15 protein-coding genes are annotated in these 20,961 nt (G+C 45.0%); 13 read left to right on the top strand and 2 right to left on the bottom strand.

Annotated features, from left to right (window positions below; all coding sequences use genetic code 11):
- The first annotated feature begins 156 nt into the window (after nt 1-156).
- The 5 genes from AC1DCV_RS04360 to AC1DCV_RS04340 are packed head-to-tail and all read left to right on the top strand — an operon-like array spanning nt 157 to nt 7,955.
- Entirely contained in the window at nt 157-3,735 is a 3,579-nt protein-coding gene (locus AC1DCV_RS04360; RefSeq protein WP_477022016.1) for a SusC/RagA family TonB-linked outer membrane protein, read from the top strand.
- A 17-nt stretch (nt 3,736-3,752) separates the two neighbouring features.
- Nucleotides 3,753-5,180: a RagB/SusD family nutrient uptake outer membrane protein gene (locus AC1DCV_RS04355; RefSeq protein ID WP_477022015.1), complete on the top strand. Its 1,428-nt coding sequence runs from the start codon at nt 3,753-3,755 to the stop codon at nt 5,178-5,180.
- Between the two features lie 35 nt (nt 5,181-5,215).
- On the top strand, nt 5,216-6,112 hold the full coding sequence (locus AC1DCV_RS04350) for a substrate import-associated zinc metallohydrolase lipoprotein (protein WP_477022014.1): 897 nt from the start codon (nt 5,216-5,218) through the stop codon (nt 6,110-6,112).
- A 23-nt stretch (nt 6,113-6,135) separates the two neighbouring features.
- Nucleotides 6,136-7,530: a DUF4302 domain-containing protein gene (locus AC1DCV_RS04345; protein ID WP_477022013.1), complete on the top strand. Its 1,395-nt coding sequence runs from the start codon at nt 6,136-6,138 to the stop codon at nt 7,528-7,530.
- A gap of 23 nt (nt 7,531-7,553) precedes the next feature.
- Nucleotides 7,554-7,955: a hypothetical protein gene (locus AC1DCV_RS04340; protein ID WP_477022012.1), complete on the top strand. Its 402-nt coding sequence runs from the start codon at nt 7,554-7,556 to the stop codon at nt 7,953-7,955.
- Between the two features lie 88 nt (nt 7,956-8,043).
- On the opposite strand, the gene AC1DCV_RS04335 is transcribed toward AC1DCV_RS04340, so the two are convergent.
- Nucleotides 8,044-8,397: a winged helix-turn-helix transcriptional regulator gene (locus AC1DCV_RS04335; RefSeq protein ID WP_477022011.1), complete on the bottom strand. Its 354-nt coding sequence runs from the start codon at nt 8,395-8,397 to the stop codon at nt 8,044-8,046.
- 88 nt (nt 8,398-8,485) lie between these two features.
- Between AC1DCV_RS04335 and AC1DCV_RS04330 the strand changes: the two genes are divergently transcribed.
- The 6 genes from AC1DCV_RS04330 (at nt 8,486) to AC1DCV_RS04305 (ending at nt 18,405) form a co-directional block, all read left to right on the top strand.
- The gene (locus tag AC1DCV_RS04330) at nt 8,486-11,116 is read left to right on the top strand and encodes a putative LPS assembly protein LptD (protein ID WP_477022010.1); all 2,631 of its coding nucleotides are present in this window, start codon (nt 8,486-8,488) and stop codon (nt 11,114-11,116) included.
- Nucleotides 11,117-11,444: 328 nt separating this feature from the next.
- Nucleotides 11,445-12,719: a hypothetical protein gene (locus AC1DCV_RS04325; protein ID WP_477022009.1), complete on the top strand. Its 1,275-nt coding sequence runs from the start codon at nt 11,445-11,447 to the stop codon at nt 12,717-12,719.
- Between the two features lie 16 nt (nt 12,720-12,735).
- Nucleotides 12,736-14,019 carry a hypothetical protein gene (locus AC1DCV_RS04320; protein ID WP_477022008.1) on the top strand — a complete coding sequence of 428 codons (1,284 nt, stop codon included), beginning with the start codon at nt 12,736-12,738 and terminating at the stop codon, nt 14,017-14,019.
- Nucleotides 14,020-14,078: 59 nt separating this feature from the next.
- On the top strand, nt 14,079-14,579 hold the full coding sequence (locus AC1DCV_RS04315) for a hypothetical protein (protein ID WP_477022007.1): 501 nt from the start codon (nt 14,079-14,081) through the stop codon (nt 14,577-14,579).
- A gap of 41 nt (nt 14,580-14,620) precedes the next feature.
- Nucleotides 14,621-17,659, top strand: a complete 3,039-nt coding sequence (locus AC1DCV_RS04310; protein ID WP_477022006.1) for a ligand-binding sensor domain-containing protein — start codon at nt 14,621-14,623, stop codon at nt 17,657-17,659.
- Nucleotides 17,659-18,405: a LytR/AlgR family response regulator transcription factor gene (locus AC1DCV_RS04305; protein ID WP_477022005.1), complete on the top strand. Its 747-nt coding sequence runs from the start codon at nt 17,659-17,661 to the stop codon at nt 18,403-18,405. Before AC1DCV_RS04310 ends, AC1DCV_RS04305 begins: the two co-directional genes overlap by 1 nt.
- Nucleotides 18,406-18,459: 54 nt before the next feature.
- Here the strand turns inward: AC1DCV_RS04305 and pdxR are convergent, their stop codons facing one another.
- Entirely contained in the window at nt 18,460-19,926 is a 1,467-nt protein-coding gene (pdxR, locus tag AC1DCV_RS04300) for a MocR-like pyridoxine biosynthesis transcription factor PdxR (RefSeq protein WP_477022004.1), read from the bottom strand.
- A 91-nt stretch (nt 19,927-20,017) separates the two neighbouring features.
- On the opposite strand from pdxR, the gene AC1DCV_RS04295 reads away from it, so the two are divergent.
- Both AC1DCV_RS04295 and AC1DCV_RS04290 read left to right on the top strand, forming a co-directional pair.
- Nucleotides 20,018-20,458, top strand: a complete 441-nt coding sequence (locus AC1DCV_RS04295) for a carboxymuconolactone decarboxylase family protein (protein ID WP_477022003.1) — start codon at nt 20,018-20,020, stop codon at nt 20,456-20,458.
- 41 nt (nt 20,459-20,499) lie between these two features.
- On the top strand, nt 20,500-20,931 hold the full coding sequence (locus AC1DCV_RS04290; protein WP_477022002.1) for a GNAT family N-acetyltransferase: 432 nt from the start codon (nt 20,500-20,502) through the stop codon (nt 20,929-20,931).
- The last annotated feature ends 30 nt before the right edge of the window (nt 20,932-20,961 follow it).

Genomic DNA, 20,961 nt, shown 5'->3' with positions numbered 1-20,961 from the left:
TGCTTATTTTATCAACTGGAAATATATAGTCCTTTATTATCAGAATTAAACCCAAAGTGCTAGCTTATGCATTCAACCAAAAAAGGTGAGCGCTGGCATGTATTAACTGTCGCAGATACATTCCTGTCCTTACACTCAACTAAATCGCTGAGAGCTATGAAACTACTGTCCATTTTTTTACTTGCCTTTTGCTTGCAGGTAAGCGCCAGAAGCTACTCACAAAAGATTACGTATGCCGCGAAGCAAACGTCCCTGATCAAAGTGCTATCAGACGTTTCCAAAAAAACGGAATATGTATTCCTTTATGACTATCAGCTGTTGCAAAACGAAACCACGCCGGTGACTATTAATGCAAAAGAGGAATCACTGAACAGCTTCCTGCAGGAATGCCTGAAAAATCAACCACTGGATTTTGCTATAGACGGCAGAATGGTGACTATTACCCGGGCGAAACCAACACCGGTAAATATTACGGCGGCACCACCTATTCGTGGTATCGTCCGTAATGCCAAAGGAGAGCCGATTCCAGGCGCGTCTGTAAAAGTGAAAGGCAATACCAAAGGTGCCATTACCAATGCCGCCGGTGCCTTTGAACTGGAAGTACCGGATGGCGCTACCATCGTGGTATCTGCCATCGGCTATAAAACCATGGAAATAAAAGCGAAGGATAACCTGGTCATTTCACTGAATGAAGATGTGACAGAACTGGGTGGTGTGGTCGTTACCGGTTTCCAGACAATAGACCGTAAGAAATTTGCCGGAGCAGCCGTTACCCTGAAAGCAGATAATGTAAAAATAGACGGCGTAACAGATGTAAGCCGTATGCTGGAAGGCCGCGCTGCCGGTGTGAGTATACAGAATGTTTCCGGTACTTTCGGATCTGCCCCCAAAGTACGTATCCGCGGCGCCACCTCTATCTCCGGCGAAAACAAACCACTGTGGGTAATCGATGGTGTGGTACTGGAAGATATCGTCAACGTATCCAATGAACAGCTGACTAACGGTAACGCCAGTACGTTATTGGGGTCTTCTGTTGCAGGTATTAATGCCAACGATATTGAAACATTCGATATCCTGAAAGATGCCGCCGCTACAGCGCTCTACGGCGCCCGCGCCATGAACGGCGTAATTGTGATCACCACTAAAAAAGGAAAGATCGGCAGCCCCGTAGTATCTTATACCGGTAATTTTGGTGTGCAACTGAAACCTTCCTATAATAACTATGACATCATGAACTCCGCCGATCAGATGTCCGTATATGCAGAACTGGAACGTAAAAAACTGTTGAAACCGGAAGAACTGATCAACGAACCTACTTCCGGCGTATATGGTAAACTGGGCCGCCTGCTGCAATATCCTGATGGCGACAATAAGTTTGGCGTATTAAATACCCGGGAAGGCAGGCAGCAGTGGCTACTGAAATATGCCAATGCCAACACCGATTGGTTTGACTTACTGTTCCGGAATTCACTGACCCAGGAGCACTCACTCAGTATCTCCACCGGTACCGATAAATCACAGCTGTATCTTTCTACCAGCTTCTTCAATGACCAGGGATGGACCATTGCAGATAATGTGAAAAGATATACGGTGAACCTACGGGCCAACTATACCCCTAACAGCAGGTTAACCTACGGCTTCCTGGTAAATGGTAACGTACGTCAGCAGAAAGCACCGGGTACGGAAGACAGGGTTACAGATGCGGTACAGGGTACCTATACCAGGGACTTCGACATCAATCCTTTTTCCTATGCACTTAGTACCAGCAGAGCATTGACCGCATATGACGATAAAGGAAACCTGGAGTATTTCACCCGCAATTTTGCCCCATTCAATATCCTGGACGAAACAAAAAACAACTACACGGATCTGAACCTGATGGACTTCAGATTGCAGGGTAACCTCGGTTATAAAATCAATACACATTTGAACTACGAATTTACCGGCGCTATCAGATATGCCAAAACAACCGTAGAACATAAAGTGAATGAAAACTCCAATGAAGCCAATGCCTACAGGGCAGCCGGCACCACCATTATAACAGAAAATAATAAGTTCCTCTATAAAAACCCTGACTTCCCCAACGACCCGGCAGTAGTAGTATTGCCTTACGGAGGTTTCTATAAAAGAAAAGATATAGAACTGAAGAACTATACCTTCCGGAATCAGTTGACCTTTAACCAGTCATTTAACAACGACAGGCACCAGCTCAACGCGCTGGTAGGACAGGAAGTGAAATATGCCGATCGCGTAACCTCCGGCAGCACCGGCGTGGGTTACCAGTATAATACCGGCGGAACACCTTTTGTCAATTACCTGTTCATTAAAAAGATGACAGAGAATAATGAGACTTACTATGGTATGAGCAATGAATACGATCGCTTCATCGCTTTTTATGCTAACGCCAGTTATACCTATCTTAATAAATACACCCTGACTGCCACGGTAAGGGAAGAAGGCTCCAACAGGTTGGGGAGCTCCGCTAACGCCCGGTGGCTGCCTACCTGGACAGTAGCTGGTGCCTGGAATGTAGACCAGGAAGATTTCCTGAAAGAATCATCTACCGTAAGTCATATGATTGTGAAAGCCAGTTATGGTTTGAATGCCAGCACTGGTAGCGCCACCAACTCTACCGCTATCCTCCGTTCCTTCGTAACTAACCGCCCTTACATTGTGGATCAGCAAACCGCCATCCTGCTGGCGGCACTGGAAAATGCGGATTTAACCTGGGAGAAAAAATATGAACTGGACCTGGGTACGGATGTCGGCTTCTTTAAAGAAAGACTGGGATTCACTTTTGATTACTACCGCAGAAAAAGCTTTGACCTGATCGGATTGATCAGAACCTCCGGCGTAGGCGGACAGGTAAATCAATTTGCCAACTATGCCAACATGAACTCTCATGGGGTGGATGTGTCATTGACAGGTAAGCTTATTGCACATAAAAATATCAGCTTAAGCAGCACTCTTATTTTCAGCTATAACAATACCCTGATCACCAATGCGAAAAATAACCCGGTGATCATGGACCTGATTGGTGAAGGCGGCGGTGCGCTGGAAGGATACCCGGTAAGAGGTTTATTCTCCCTGCAAAATGCAGGACTGGATCCCTATGATGGAAAGGCAAGATTTATCAATGATACCGGTAGCGTGTCTCCCGGTGTTTACCTGCAGAGTCATAATGTAAAGAACCTGAAATATGAAGGCCCTGCAGATCCTACCATCACCGGCGGCTGGAACAATACTTTCCGTTACAAAAATTTCTCCCTGAGTGCATTGGTTACTTATCAGGCAGGTAACAAAATAAGATTAACACCGGTATACACCACCAACTATTCCGATTTTAATGCCCTGCCCAACGAGTTTAAAGGAAGATTTACGCTACCCGGAGACGACAAAAAAACCAATATCCCGTCTGTAGCAGATATCTATACACAGGTAGATCTCCTGAACAACACCGAGTATCCTTACAACAACTATAATTTCTCACACGACCGTGTGGCAGATGGTGGTTTTGTAAGACTGAAAACAGTGACGCTGAGTTATCAGCTCCCGTTACCATTGTTAAGCCGGATAGGATTAAAAGGCGGCTCAGTGACAGCAACCGGAAACAATTTATGGCTTATTTACGCTGATCCCCGCTTACACGGCCAGGATCCGGAGTTTTATAATACTGGTGGCGTAGCCCTTCCGGTAAATAAACAAGTCACTTTTTCGCTGAGAGTAAGCCTTTAATTCAAAAAGTATTAATTATGAAAAAACTACTGATATATATAGGTCTGATCACTGGTATCCTGTCATTGCCAGGCTGCAAAAAATACCTGGAAACCCTCCCGGATAACAGGACCGTGATTACTTCACCGGAACAGGTATCCCAGTTGCTCACCACCGCTTATCCCCATGGTACCTACATGTTGTTCTGCGAAGCGTTGAGCGATAACGTGGAAGATAAAGGAAACAATGGTGTGGGAATAGATCAGCAAACATTCCTGATCAATTCGCAAACATTTAAATACCTGGATCCTGAATCCGTGACGGAAGATTCCCCGGTAGCTTACTGGGATTCCTGTTACGCCGCTATTGCCGTTGCCAACCAGGCACTCACTTATTGCAACGGACCGGATGCAGCCAACTTTTCCGCGCAAAAGGGAGAAGCACTGATATGCAGAGCCTACGCTCATTTCATGCTGGTAACACTTTTTGCCAAAGCATACAATCCAGCTACCGCTGCCAGCGATCCGGGTGTACCTTATATTACGGAAGTAAGCAAATCCGTTTTCGCTAAATATGACAGAGGCACGGTGGCCAACGACTATAAGCAGATAGAAAGTGATCTGACGGCCGGCCTGCCGCTACTCCAGGATAAAATGTACGGTGATGCTCCCAAATTCCACTTCACCGCGCAGGCAGCACATGCATTCGCTGCGAGGTTCTATTTATTCAAAAGGGAATACGATAAAGTAGTAACACATGCCACCGCTGTTTTTGGCAGCGCAAATATTGCATCGCTGATACGTGACCAGGTGGCCGTATATGGCATGTCGTACGATGACATGGTCACCAACTACACCAGCTCCAGCAGCCCTGCCAACATTTTACTGCAGGAAGCACCCGGATCAAAATACATGGATAATTATTATTCCTATCGTTATGGTATCGGGACGGCGCTGAATCAGGAATTGTTGAACTCCAGCAACGTAACCGGTGGCTTCTATGCCATCAGTATATATGGCGCCAGTCCCCAGTATTTCAACTTTCCTAAATTCACCAATAAGTTAAAAATACAGCCCCTATTTAGTATGGAAGAAGTGCTGATGAACAGGGCTGAAGCCAATATCCGGTTAAAAAATTACCCGGCAGCCATTGCAGACATCAATATATGGATCAGCAAAAATGTTAGCCGCTATACACCGGCAGCGCATAATGTCACCGTCAATAAAATCATCGCATTTTATGGATTATCACAGGACGCCTCCATGATACAAACGGTGCTGGACATGAAACGGATAACCTATCTGCAGGAAGGACTGAGATGGCTGGATATTTTGCGGCTGGATATACCGGTAACACATACCGGCGCCAATAACTACAGTACCACACTGGTGCCCGGCGATAAAAGACGATTGTTGCAATTACCACCCGAAGCTGTCAACGATGGTATGGCACTCAATCCAAGATAAACAACATCCGGTTTAACCTTTCTAAAATGAACACCATGAAACTGAATATATTTCCCAAACTAATGCTGTTACTGTTGCTCGCAACAGGATGGAGCGCCTGTAAAAAGGAAACCGTGCACCTGGATGTGATCCCCGTAGGACTAGGTGGCGACTCTACCGCCACCACACCCAGTGATGTATTTATTTATGATAGTCTCACCATCCCTTATAACATTGCGGTATACTACAAATGGCAACCGGGGCAACTGGATTTTCCATATGAAATTGTTCCTCCCAGGGAAGCACAGGTAATACCTGCCCTGAAAGCATTGCTGGCAGTGGCATTCGCACCTTACAACGACCAAACCGGTAGTACGGTCTTCTTAAGAAAATATCTCCCTAAAGTACTTAAAATGGCAGGCAGCGGACAATACCAAAGTAACGGCTCCATCATTTTAGGTCAGGCAGAAGGTGGTACTGCTATGCTGCTGTATGAGATCAATAGTTTCAGCAGACTAGCAAAAGATTCCGCCATACTGAAAGAAATGGGACATACCATGCACCATGAATTCGGGCATATCCTGAATCAGAACATTGCATTCCCGGTTTCTTTCAAACAAATTACGCCTCATTACACCGGCAACTGGTACAATATTGCTGACCAGACAGCCCGACAGGAGGGATTTATCTCCGCCTATGCAGAGTCGGATCCGAGAGAAGACTTTGTAGAAATGGTGGCAACCATGTTGATAGGTGGCAGGAATGGTCAATCCGGCTATGATGATTACGAAAAAATAATGGCAGAACAAACCGGTGGTCCCACCTCCGCCTCTTATGCCTTACTAAGGGCAAAAGAAGCGGCAGTAGTGGATTATTATGCGAGGGCATGGTCCATAGACTTTTACGCACTGCAACGCAGATGCCGTCGTGCACTGACTGCCTATTTCCAATAATTGTATCATCTGAATTATTATTTATGAAAAAACTAACGATATATCTGCTTTGCATCACTGCCCTGTTCTCTGGCTGTGACAGGAAATCGGATCTGAATATAGATGGTAAATCTACCGACCAGCGACTCACAGAAGCCCTGGCGGCCTATCAGAAAAAGCTTGTTGATGCGCCTTATGGATGGGTGTTCACGGAGTATACTAATGGCACCGCTCTTAATGGAGGTGTTACACAAACCGGTCCCAAAGTCATCTTCTCTTACTACATGAAGTTTGATAAGAGCGATAAGGTATCGATGATCTCAGACTTTAGTCTGCCAATGTCTACCACCTTCAATACCTCCTCCTACTTTATCAAAGCCACCCAGCGTCCTACGCTGATCTTTGATACATACAGCTATGTGCATACGCCCTGTGATCCGGACGCATCTATATCCAACAGTCCTTTTGGTTATGGCTTTGGCTGGGGTACTGACTTTGAATTTTCATTTGCCGACAATATCGCGGCTGCTGACTTAGGAGATACCATCCATCTCCGCGGAAATCTGAATAAAAGTGATGCCATCCTTGTGAAAGCCACGCAGGAGGAACAACAGATATTCACCACTGCCGGATTTGGCGCTTATAATACTTTCAATAAAATACTGACCTATTTCAAACAGGTAACTGGCGGTACAGAACCATTTGAATTAACGCCCGGCATAGGTGGACGTTCCTTTAATATTAAATCAGCCAGTCATCCACAGCTGATTAATGTAGCTTTCCAGTCTACCGCACATAACATTGTCCTGGAAACACCGGTAACCTTAGGCGGACAAACCATCAAGAGTTTCAACAACCTGGTATGGAATGCCGCCTCGAAAACCATCAGCACCAGTATCAACGGTACTACTGCCGCTACTATTTCCCCGGCCCTCGCCCCATTGGCGCCGGAAGCTGATATCGCGGTAAATTTTTATATCGAGGGCAGTGAAAATCCATGGCTGGCCACAGCGGGCTTTCACGTAAAGGGCGTGGATGATGCCTATAACCTGCTGAAGCTTACTTACCCGGGAGGCAACTACTTCCGGTTTGTTTTCTATCCTGGTGGCGTAGGCGTAGGTGGCGGCAACTTCATGGATATTGTATCTCCTTACTTTCTGGGTATCGATGACAACTATCCTTACTTAGGCTCAGGTGGTATTTCCAATACTTTTTTTGATGGCGATCGTATCGTATTTGACATGCTGGATTTTGGTTCTCCTGTGGTAAATCCACCGGACCTGTTGTCCACCATTATTCTCCTGGCCACCGGAAAAACCGCTCCTCCGTATGCCGCGGATTCTCCCGGATTTTATGTTGTACGTAAGGAAGATGGCACCTCTTATGACATGGTTTCCGCTGGTGATGCACTGGGATGGATCACGTGGAGTCACCAATAATTTTTAATTCAAAATAACAGCAAATGAAAAAGATATTATTAATAGCCGTTATTACCCTGTTCTGTGCTCATCATATATATGCACAACAAAGTAGCCCCCGCGCGGTGGATATCATCAAAGCAGATCGGGTAAAAGCCGTTTCGAAAATTGACTTCACCCATATCTTTCTACAAAAGATAACGGTGTCGGATACGCAAAAGCCGCAGGTAAACAAAATCATAGCAGACTACCTGAATGCGAAAAGAACCCTGGCATTGGCTACCAGGAAAGATCCAACGAGTTATCAGCAACAACAACCGGCATTATTCAACACCTTTAAAACAAACCTCAGTGGGGTACTCAGTTCCTCACAAATGAATACGTTCCTGGCCAGTAAACCAGCGCCAGGTGATAAAAGAAATTTCCTGAACATCCTATTTTATTAAGAGCGCTAAAAAAAAGAAGAAAGCTATGGCCGCAACATGTTGCGACCATAGCTTTCTTCTTTTTATAACATTATGTAACTGACGGTCGCTACTCCGCTCTCTTCCCCAATATCTCCACCCGATGCTGCTCCCCCCATTCTTTCATGGCGGTAATCACGCCGGACAAGGTTTTGCAATACGGCGTCAACTCATATTCTACCGTGACCGGCCGGGTATCACATACCGTACGACTGATCAGTTTATTCATTTCCAACTCCTGCAATTCTTTCGAAAGCACCCGCGGAGAAATGTTAATTTCTTTCACCAACTCCCGGAAACGGCGCTTACCTCCTTTATATAATGTTAAAAGTATGAGCAGCTTCCATTTACCATTGATGGCTTCCAGCGTATCCCGAACCGCCATGCCAGCGGATTTACAAGCTTTTTCATCTAAATGCTCCATAACAGTATCCTTTTTGTAACTGATTCCACAAGACAAACATACATATTCCGGTATTATTTTCGCTGATCGGATGCGATCCGCAACGTACATGAAATTCATTTGCCAGCTTCTTTCAGGATTACTGATTGCCTTTATTTTGATGGCCTCCGGTAATCCACATCATGCTTATGCTAACATTGGGAATGCTACCGACAGCATTCCAGCTGATTCTATGCACATTGATACCGTCCCAATACGCCTGTCCAAAGACTCGATGGATGCTCCTATCCACTACAAAGCCAAGGACTCTATCGTGATGCAGATACCTAAAAAACGTATACTCCTGTACGGCAATGCCGACACCAAATATAAAGAAACCGGCATCACTGCAGAACGGATAGCCGTAGACCAGGAAACAGGCATGGTAGAAGCAACTAAAATGGTAGATACCGCCGGTAAACCCTATGGCAGACCTGTGATGACAGATAACGGTCAAAGCTTTGACTCGGATACCATGCTGTTTAATATCAACACCCGCAAAGCAAAAATTTATCATACCCGCTCCGTATACGGAGAAGCATATATAGGCAGCCAGCAGTCGAAACGAATGCCCGACAATACCATCTTCGGCTTTAAAAACACTTTCACTACCTGTGACCTGGACACACCACATTTTCAGTTCCGCGCCCGCAAAATAAAAGTCATCCCCGACAAGCTGGTGATTTCTGGTCCGGCTAACCTGGAAATTGAAGGCATCCCTACTCCCCTGTTTATTCCTTTCGCCATTTTCCCGCTCACACAGGGACAACGGTCGGGGATACTACCACCACAGTACGTAGTCAATCAACAAAAAGGAATAGGGCTTGAAAACGGCGGCTATTACCTGGGCCTGGGCGAACACTTCGACCTCACCATGCGCGGGGATATATATTCCTACGGCAGCTGGAGCCTCACTGCCAGCCCTACTTACCGCAAAAGATACAAATACAACGGAGGACTGAACTTCAGCTTTGCCAACACCCGCTTCGGTGATCCTAAAGTAACATCAGAATTCAGTACCTCTAAAGATTTCCGGGTAACCTGGAATCACAGCATGGACAGCAAAGCCCGTCCCGGCGTTAACTTCGGAGCAGCCGTCAACTTCGGTACCTCCTCCTATAATAAATACAACGTGTATGATTATAATACCCGTGTAAATAATAATATCGGATCATCTATTACCTTCTCCAAAACCTGGATAGGGAAACCTTACAACCTGACGCTGGGGTTGAACCATTCGCAAAACCTCAGTACCCGCGATGTATCCGTTTCCTTCCCGGATGGTACCTTCACCGTCAATACTATCTATCCTTTCCAGCGGAAAGAAATGGTGGGCAGCCCAAAATGGTACGAAAAAATAGGCGTTTCCTATAATACCGTTTTGCGCAATCAGGCTAACTTCAAAGATTCCCTGTTTGGTAAACAGGCCATGTTTGATGCCATGCAAACGGGTATGCAGCATAATATCCCGATTTCCTTTTCTATACCGGTGTTTAAAACATTTACCTTATCTCCGGGCATTAACTATACCGAGTACTGGTATACGAAAAAGTTTATCCGTAAATGGAAAGATGATAAATACAACCCGGGACTGAAGATGAATGGCGCCATTGACACCAGTTATGAAGCCGGATTTTTCACTGCCCGTGATGTCAGCGCCAGCATGTCGTTGTCGACCGCCATGTATGGCATGTACACGTTCAATAAAAATTCCAAAATAAAAGCCATCCGACATGTGATGCGCCCTACCCTGAGCGCCAGCTACCGACCGGATCTGAATCCCAATCTTTATAAGGAACTGCAATATAACAAGGCCGGTGACAAAACCATGGTATCCGTATATGACGGCGCCATTATCGGCGTACCTTCTCCTGGTTCTTTTGGTGGCCTGAACTTCGGGTTGGACAATAACCTGGAGATGAAAGTATATTCCAAAAAAGATACTACGGGCAACCATGAACGAAAAATAAAACTACTGGATGGTTTTGGGATCAACGGCAGCTATAACCTGGTAGCCGATTCCTTCAAGCTTTCCACTTTCAGTTTATATGCACGTACCAATTTGTTCGACAAGCTGAATATCTCTGCCAGCGGCAATATTGATCCTTACCAGACAGATGCCCGCGGTCGCCGCATTGATAGATACGTATGGCAGCAAGGTAAAATCAGTCTGGGTCGTTTAACCAACGCCAGTATTTCCATGAGTACTTCGTTTCAGTCGAAAGATAAAAAGAGTCAGGCCAAAGAACAGAAAATAGATTCTATCACCAATGTACAAAACGGAGATGCTGCCTTTGCCGCGCAACAGCGGCAACTGGCCATGGTACGCTCAAACCCGGGCGAGTATGTAGATTTCGATATTCCATGGCGCATAGATCTTTCGTATAGCTTATCCTATACCAATACCATCATTCCTGATTCCGGTGGCGTGGTAAAACGCATTACGCAGTACATTAGTTTCAACGGCGATTTTAGTCTCACGCCGAAATGGAAGATCGGATTGAATAGTGGATTTGATTTCACCAATATGCAGATTGCCTATACGAATATGTATATCTCGCGCGACCTGCATGATTTCAATTTATCCATTAACCTGATTCCATTTGGTACCTACCGGCAGTTTAGTTTCACCATCAGCGCCAAAGCCGGACTGTTAAGGGATTTGCGGATCAACCGAACGAAACAGTTTTATGATTTGTAATCCATTTTTTTGGTTTTACTGATTTTGATGATTCCCCGATGTTTTTTTGCCTTTATGGTGTATCCCCTTACCCTTCATCTGATGCCCGCGCCATCTGTTGAATAAGACAGTTATATCGTAACGCCAACAGGAATGCCTCAGCCAATGGTGGGAATTACCAGCTATTTTCGCCGCTTACTCACCCATATCTGTGAATGGCTCATCAGGTCTTTTCCCATCTCCTGCTATATGGGAAATTTGTTTGGAAATGCTCCTGGCTGTTCACCAGTGACTGGATAATGGACATGCAAGCTGGTCTTTCCTGATTATAAATAAAAAACAAAATATCATGGCACACTTAACAGGCAAAGCCACCCAGCCTAATACTGCTGGTGTTTATGGCGAAAGCGAAAAATATATTGGGGTAAAAGGTGTTTCGGATGCGCCGCAGCAGGCCGGTGTTGCCGGTGTTAGTCCGGAGGGGCCGGGTGTAACCGGTGAATCAACAACAGCAGTCGGTGTATACGGTCATAGTAAAGAATGGATCGGGGTACAGGGCGAATCTGATCAACTGACGGGTGTATTTGGCAAGAGTAAAGTATGGCTGGGAGTGCATGGCGAATCAGAGCGCTCAACCGGTGTATACGGCAAGAGTTATGCAGGAACCGGGTTACATGGGGAATCTGCAAAAGGCTCTGGTGTTATCGGTTTCAGTGAGGCGTGGATCGGGGTATATGGAGAGTCGAAAGATCAGCCCCCCCTTTCGGTTCTTAATAACGACATCCCGCACGGGGCAGCCGAAGGAAAAGTACATCACCAGGGGCCCAAAATAGAGAAGGGGATCGGTATTGGCGTGCTGGGTAAAAGTACCTCCGGAAGAGGGGTACTGGGTGAAAGCCAAACCAACACCGCTGTAGAAGGCCAGAGTAACGCCGGATTTGGTGTATGGGGAGAAAGTAAAACTAATACCGGAGTAGTTGGTAAAAGTAAATCAGGAATCGGCATATGGGCGGAAAGTGAAACCTTTGAAGGGCTCCACGCAGAAACAAGATCACCACGTTTACACGCCATCACTGCCCTTCACCTGAACCCCGTAGGAACCGGTGCTGCACTGTTTGCGAAGAAGGAAGGCCAGGGAGGGCACGCCGGATTTTTCGAAGGCAATGTTCACGTAACAGGTAACATAACTGCAGATGGAGATATCTGTTGCCAGGGGGCTGACTTCGCGGAAGATTTTAACGTGATAAATGAAGTGGATGCGGAACCAGGTACTGTAATGATATTGGGAGAAGAAGACTTTCTCCGGGTAAGTGCAAACGAATATGATAAACGCGTAGCGGGGATCATATCCGGGGCAGGCACTTACAGACCCGGAATTATATTGGATAAGCAGCAATCGGTTAACGCCAGGAAACCACTTGCGCTGATGGGAAAGGTTTTTTGCAAAGTAGATGCGCAGTACGGTGCTATTGAAACAGGGGACCTGCTCACCACTTCATTTACGCCGGGACATGCTATGAAAGCATCAGATCCGGTGAGGGCATTTGGTGCCGTGATAGGTAAGGCACTAAAACCTCTGGCCAACGGACAGGGATACATTCCAGTGCTGGTATCGCTACGGTAACTTAAAAAACCAGATCATGTTATCAGTTAAACAAGCCATTTTACGGCAGGAGAAACTTTTAGGTGAAACATATTTTCCGCCTTATTGTCTTACCGCGTTAAATCAGCGGTTTCAGCCTGGTGATCATTGCCTTACCAGCTTGCTGCATAAAATGTATGGCAGGGCCGGTGGTTGGGAAATGCCGGACAGAGACACCGTGATACTAACGAAGGTAATTACCTCTGACGGATGGTATGCATTTGGGGCCATCATAAAAGTTATTTTACATAGAACAGGAGAAGTTAATTTCCAATGTGTTGTAACAAACAGCAGCTATTTTGATCACTATGAATACAGCATTGTTGTACTGATCACTTCATTAAGTGGGAAGGTGATATTGCTTCGTAAATCCGGGGAGATTGATCATCGGGGATCTGATACCCACAATGAAAATATTTTCAGTCCAGCAGTGGCAGAATTTTTTGAAGAATTTATTAACAGTTGGATAGATGCCAGTAAAAATTATTCCAGTAGCGCAGTAAGCACACTGGAAAACTGTCTCCAGTTGGTATTCTCCTGGGTGTTGGGGCTGGTACTGATCCCGGACCTGGTGGTCGGGTTGGTTATTTTCCTGAGTACTGAATTATTCTCTTTAGGAGCCACAGGCTCATTCGAAACAGGTGCGCGCCTTATCAACGGCACATTATGGATGATGGGACCTTATGGCACCCTTTATTCTATCGCAGGAGGTGCTGTGATTGCGATTGGATCTAACCATAAACAATTGGGCGAGGACGAATACAATTGGGCAAACCAATTAATTTTTAATAATACCCTTCCTCCAAGAAATTCGATATTACTAACGGATACCACTGGCGCTAACCACCGGGGATTTACATTTCCGATGTACGGTTCGCTGATCACGCTCAATATGGGAGCAGACGGTTTTGCTGATCCCCGGAAATATCTGGTAAATCAAACAAATCCCACCAACGGTACTCTGCTAAAATATGGAGAAGTGCTTATCCACGAGCTGGTACATGCCTGGCAAATTTATCATTCAACCCTTTCGCAGACATTTATAGCGGAGGCTTTTGCAGATGCTGCGTCTGAGGAGATGGGTATCGATCCATATCCCTATGAATGGCCACCGGAAAAACCATATGACAAATACAATCTGGAGCAGCAAGCTGCTATTGTCAGCGATTGGTACAACGGCTTTTTCAACGGAGGGGAGTTCGATAAACTAAATATTGATCTTATCAATGGTGCAAACGATCCCAGGTTTAAATATATAAGAGACGTTATTCAGCATCCATAGCGAGCAACTTTTCCCAAAAGTCAGGGGATAAATTTTCCCAATCACTAAATTCTGATGAAATGAAATACTATCTTTTTGCTTTCCTCCTGCTCAGCTTTATAGCCTGCAAAAAAGGAGATGATGGCCCTGCGGGCCCGCAGGGGAACGCCAGTGTTACGATGTATACATTTGAATCGCAAAGCTTTGTAGGACTACTTAGGCTTTATCTGAAAGATATTTCACCGGGTAGAATAGACTCCAGCCTTATTCTTGTTTATTATAATCCTGTTACGGAAGCTACCACAGCATGGTATCCCTCGCCAGGTGCCGGTTCTGCTACTATGTATCAAACGCGTTTTTATCTTTATCAGTCAAGTGCCTCTCCAAGTATTTACGAATTGAGCTTATTAACGTTGGATCTAAAAGGATTCAGTTATCCTAATCCGGTGACTTTTAGAAAGATCAGGGTCATTATCGCACCTGCAGCCACTATACTTCCGGGCGGACGGCAAAGCAGCAGTCCACCGGTCAATTATGCCGATTATTATGCGGTACTGAGGTATTATCACCTTTCCGAATAGAGAGGTCCGGAATTAGTAGTAATTTTGAGAAAATCACCGGCTTGAGCTGTACACCCCGATATTGCCTGCTCTCGTTTATGGTATTGAGTTATCACTTGCTGGCAGCTCAAACCGGTGGATTGTTTTTTGAAAATTATACTTCTCAGAATGGTCTGTCTCAGAACAGTTGCTTTGCCATTGCACAGGATGCAGAAGGATTTATGTGGTTTGGTACGCAGGACGGCCTTAACCGATATGATGGTAAACAGTTTAAAATTTTTCTACCGCAAAATGATGCCGGTAAAAAATTACCTTCTAACTATATTTCATCGCTCTTTTTTGATCCTTATAAAAAACTATTGTGGGTGGGTACTGTCCGCGGTGCCTGCATCTATTACACTGAAAGGGATTCCCTGCTGAGCGTGAGTGAACTTTTCCCTTTTGCAACAGTTTTGGAAAAGATGCCCATAAAGCAAATTGTTAGTTTCAGGAAAAATGAATACTGGATCATTACCTATAACAACGGATTATTGCAAATGAATACGGAAGCGCAAAGTATCCATACGTTTTTTGGCGATGAGGAGAACCGATCTCTCGTAAGCAGCATTATTTTGCATCAGGGAAAAATAATAGTAGCAGTATCACAACATTTGTTTTGCATCGTACCGCAGAACGGTCATTATGAAGCGCAACCACTACCTATACAGCATTCCTTTTCAGAAATAAGAGAATTGTTTTCCTATAGGAATGCTTTGTGGGTTGGTACGTCAACCGAAGGATGTTTCTATATAAACACCCCACTTGAAGCAGCACAGAATATTCATCCGTTTCTGGCCACTGCCGGCGGTATTGGTTGCTTTGCAACAGACAGCACCGGCAACTTATGGATAGGTACCAGAGGGAATGGTATTATACGACTTAATCCCCGTTCACAATTAATACAAACCGCTGTACACAACAGATATGATGATCGCACGCCGGGAAAAGATTTTGTATTGTCCCTGTTCCGTGACCGGCAAAACATTTTGTGGTGCGGCCTTAGCGGTGGCGGTATCGCTAAATATGATCCGTTGAAGTATCAATTTGGCAACCTGACTAACGAACTGCTGAATACCGCTACGCTGCCCGATAATATGATTTTTGATATCTATAAAGATAAAGATGGCAAACACTATGCAGGTACTCAGAATAAAGGATTGGCGACATGGGATACTGCTACAAACCATTTTTACCGTTACCCTTCATTCGCTACATTTGGTACAGCAGACAATACCATTTACGATATTACGGAAGATGACCATCAACTCTGGATAGCCAGTTGGGGAGGGTTAATCCGGTCTGATAAGAAAAGGCAACAATTCTATCTCCAGGAAGATGATAGCTTGCTCACTACAAAAAAACTGTATTGTGTGCATAAGTTAAAAAATGCAGACAGTCTTTTTATTACCGGTGAAAACGGCCCCATTTTTTTTTCATTGAAAGACCATCACTGGACAAGCTGTTCAGACAAATTACTACAGCAAAATGCCTATATCGGGAGATATATTTATGAAGATCAGGATAACGTAGTATGGATTTGTACCACAGGTGGCGGCCTCATAAAATACGACTACCCGACGGGCAGATTTGAAATCCAGGAAGCTGTAAGACAATACTCTCCTAACACAAGGCACCTCCTGCGTGATGGAGATTTATTCTGGATAGCTACCGACAATGGTATTGTCCAATATGATTTCAAAAGGAAAAAAGTGATCAGGCATGTTACCATTAATACCGCAAATACCTCCGGCGTATGTTATGCCATTCAGAAAGACCGTAAAGGTTTTTTATGGGTAAGCACCAACACCGGTCTGTATAAAATGGACCCTGGCAATTACCAGGTACAGCATTACGACCTCGATAACGGCCTTGGTTTTCTTGAGTACAATACCGCCAGCGCGCTTACTGAAGATGATGGCACCCTCTTATTTGGAGGAGTAGGAGGCATCATAAAATTTGACCCTATGGCGCTCCGGGAAAATACATTCAGTCCCGACCCACTCATCACTGCGATGCAGGTAAATGCTGTTGCATGGCCATTGAATAATTCAACGCACACGATGAATGAAATTGTATTACATCACCAACAGAATTTTATCACCTTACAATTTGCAGTGAATAATTTTTCAAACAGTGCAAACAACCAGTTTGCCTACCGGATGCTCGGGCTCAGTAATAACTGGACTAATAGTGGCAATAATAATGAAGCCAGTTACACCAGTCTCCCGTCAGGCACCTACCGTTTTCAGCTGCGATCGGCCAATAGCGATGGAAAATGGAGCCAGGGAATTACTACACTGGCCTTCACCATTCTGCCGCCCTGGTGGCAGTCCTGGTGGTTTCGTACAGGCTGCCTGCTGGCTATAGCCGGCATTGTTTTATGGGTGGTTCGCAGGAGGATTAGTAACATCCGTTATGAAGCAGCCCTGAAACAAAAGATTACGGAAACAGAAATGATGGCGCTGAGAGCACAGATGAATCCACATTTTATTTTCAATTGCATTAATAGCATTGACGCACTGATACAAAGCAATGATAAATATTATGCGACTGTTTACCTGAATAAATTTGCTAAGCTCCTCCGTAATATTCTCGATAGTTCGAAACAGAATACCGTCACACTCACCCGGGATCTGGAAACCCTGCAACTGTATATCGACCTGGAACAACTCAGGTATGAAAATAAATTTACGGTTTCTATAATGACAGACGAAGCGCTATTACAGGATGATTATAAGGTGCCCCCCCTGATTGTGCAACCCTATGTGGAAAATGCAATTTTGCATGGCCTGAAGAACCGGCAAGATAACGATGGCAACCTGACGATTACAATTACCAAGCAACAAGAGTACATTGAGTACGTGATTGAAGACAATGGTGTTGGCCGGAATTTCCTCAAAAGCGGATCTCCCAGGGGAGCTAAATCTTATGGTATGGAAATGAGCCAGGACAGGGTCAGATTTTTTAATAGCGAAGACAATGCTTCAGTAGTAGTAACTGATCTCAGGCACAAGGGAGCAGCAGCTGGTACAAGGGTACAAGTCCTTTTAAAAATACAATAATGCATACAGCAATTATCATTGATGATGAACAAAAAGGTCGCATTGCCCTCAGGGAAAAGCTGCTTAATTATTGCCCGGATGTAGCACTTATTGGAGAGGCCGTTGATGGATTGAATGGACTCCATCTGATCAAAGAACAAAAACCGGATATTGTTTTTCTGGATATTGAAATGCCCCGCATGGACGGTTTTGAAATGCTTAATCAACTACCACATAAAAATTTTAATCTCATCTTTACTACAGCTTATGATCAATATGCCATCAAAGCTATCAAATATGCAGCATTTGACTATTTGCTTAAACCCATTGATATTGAAGAACTGAGATCAGCTATTAAAAGAGTAAATGGACAATCGCAGGGACCGACAGAAAAAAAGCTGGAAGTGTTGCAGCTAAACCTTGGCGCTGCATATCCTCTCAGTAAGATCGCCATCCCAACCCTTAACGGACTTCTATTCTTCAACACAAGTGATATCATACACCTGGAGGCCCAAAGTAATTACACCTGCCTCTATTTCACTAATCAGCCCAAATTACTCACCAGCCGTACACTTAAAGAATTTGAGGAGCTATTGCCTACCGATATTTTTTTTCGTACGCACCACTCTCATATCATTAACCTTAACTATATCAAACGTTATATAAAAGGAGATGGCGGACAGATTGAACTCCAAAATGGCAGTTGTGTAACGGTTTCCCGGCGTAAGAAAGATGAGTTCTTAAAAACTTTCGGGCATGGAACATGATAGAGAAGTATTAAGATTTAAGAAGTCAATGTAACGCTGAGTAAGACAAAAACTTCACTTAACAAGCTTCTCTAATATCGCAACCGCTTCAGCTAACTCTTTATTATTAAGCGACGCGAAACCAAACCGTATGCCATTCTGCGAAGTAGTACCGTAATGATATTGCTCGCCGGAAGTAATCCGCATTCCCATTTTGCCTGCTTTTTCCGATAATTTTTTTAGGGATATTTTTTTGGAGAAGCGTAACCAGATGGCCATACCGCCGGTAGGCACTGTAAATTGTACGGCATCCCCCAGGCGCGATTGTAATAGTTCACAAAGCAGGTCACGCCGCTCCCGGTATACTTTATTAGACTTTTTCAGATGCCTTTCTATAGTACCATCTGCCAGCAGATTGGCTAGTGCCAGTTCAGTAAGGTTATCTCCACGCAGGTCCATGAGGCGGCGCAGGGACGCGGATCCCGCAATAAAATCAGCTGGTGCAATCATGAAACCGATGCGGATAGATAAGCCCAATGATTTGGTAAAAGAGCCAATATAAATCACATTACCCCCATGATCTGCACTAGCCAAAGGCAAAATGGGCGCAGAGCTATAGTGAAAATCGTAGTCATAATCATCTTCAATAACAGGCAACTTATATTTCCGTATCACCTCCAGCAACTTCATTCGGCGGGCAGCACTCAGCGTAACGGTAGTAGGGTGATGATGATGGGTAACCAGGTACAACATCTTTATTTTTTTGCTGCTGCATAACTGTTCAATGGCATCTACGTCAATACCATCTTCATCTACCGGTACATATATTAATCGGGCACCCAGTTGTTCAAAGCACAGGTCGGCGAAAAAATAATTCGGACTGCCAACAATTACATAATCATCTTTTTTAATGATCATGGCAGCGGCCAGGTAAATAGCCATTTGTGCTCCCCGGGTAATCATCACATTGTCGATGGTGATACTGAGTCCCCGAGTATTGGTAAGATAGGTTTGCATTTCCCGGCGCAAGGCATCACTGCCGGTAGCATTGCCATACATCAGGAGCTTGTAATAGCGGGGGCTCTCTATAACGGAGCGGCATTCCCGCACCCAGGCGCTGAGTGGAGCCAGGCGGGCATCAGGAAATCCATCATTGACCACGAGTGGGTTGCCGGTAGTGGCAGGCTGTAAAGGCATCGGCACCGTAGGTACTCCATGAAATGCAAATGCTGCTTCACTTCCATAAGGTGATACCGTTTTCCGAAAACTACGGGGCCGGATCACCGGTAAGTTGGCAGCGACCATCACCCCTTTTCGGGGCACCGCTACCAGCCAGTCCTGGCTGATCAGCTCTTCGTATGCGGCAATCACGGTTTTACGATGCAACGTCAGTTGCTCCGCCAATATCCGGCTGCCGGGCAGGAAGAGCCCCGGCTTCAGGATGCCTTCCTGGATCAACCCTATCAAACGGTTGGCGATTTGCTGATACACCGGCAGTTTCAGTGATTTATCTATTTCTATAAGCGTTTTAAATGGAAGCATCTGGACTACTCATCAATTGTTAAGTGGACTACTAAGATACTCCAGTACAAAGTAATTTTGTAGTATAATTTTTAAGTTAAAAAGAAGCATTATGACGGAACGTTTTATAATGAAAGAAGTAGATCCGGCTGCATTCAAAGCGATGCTGGGACTGGAAAGCTACCTGTCCTCCACCAGTATTTCACCCCTCCACCACGAATTAATCAGGGTAAGAGCATCACAACTCAATGGTTGTGCGTATTGCATCAATAAACATACAGAAGATGCCCGTAAAATGGGAGAAACAGAGCAGCGCTTATACCTGCTCAACGCCTGGCGCGAAGCACCACAGTTCAGCGAAGAAGAAAAAATCATCCTGGCCATCACTGAAGAAGTCACCTTCATCACCCAACAGGGACTTACAGAAGTCACCTATCAAAAAGCAGTACAGCATTTCGGTATAAAAGGTACGGCTGAGCTGATCATGGCCGTTAATGTTATTAACGCCTGGGATCGTATCGGTATATCGACACGCCGCATACCAGGTAAATAACCTTCCCGCCAATCCGTAATTCGTAATTTGAAATTCTTTATATGCCCTCTATTCAAAAAGCCAATACTGACGCCGATTTCCAGGCATGTACAGAAGTGATCCTTTTCCTGCGCCCACATTTACAAAAGGAAAATCTGCTGGCGCAGATAAAGGAAATGCAGGAGGAAGACTACCAGATGATATATATCACAGCAGACGAAGATCCATCCAAAGCCGTGGCTTTTGCGGGTTTCCGGCATATGAACAAATTACATAGCGGTAAGGTGATTTATATAGATGATCTGGCCTGTTTGCCCGCGTATCAGGGAAGAGGCTATGCAGGATTGCTCCTGGATCATATTAAAGCATTGGCGAAAGCTGAAGGATTGCGCTCAGTGCAACTGGACTCAGGTCATTCGCTGCACCCGGCACACCGGGTGTATCACCGGCAGGGATTTCATATTTCTGCGCATCATTTTTCACAACCCTTATAAACAAGGTCAGTAGCGGCATACGGGCTATAC

The organism is Chitinophaga sp. 10T418 (assembly GCF_056394125.1).
This window is presented reverse-complemented; position numbering and strand designations above follow the sequence as displayed.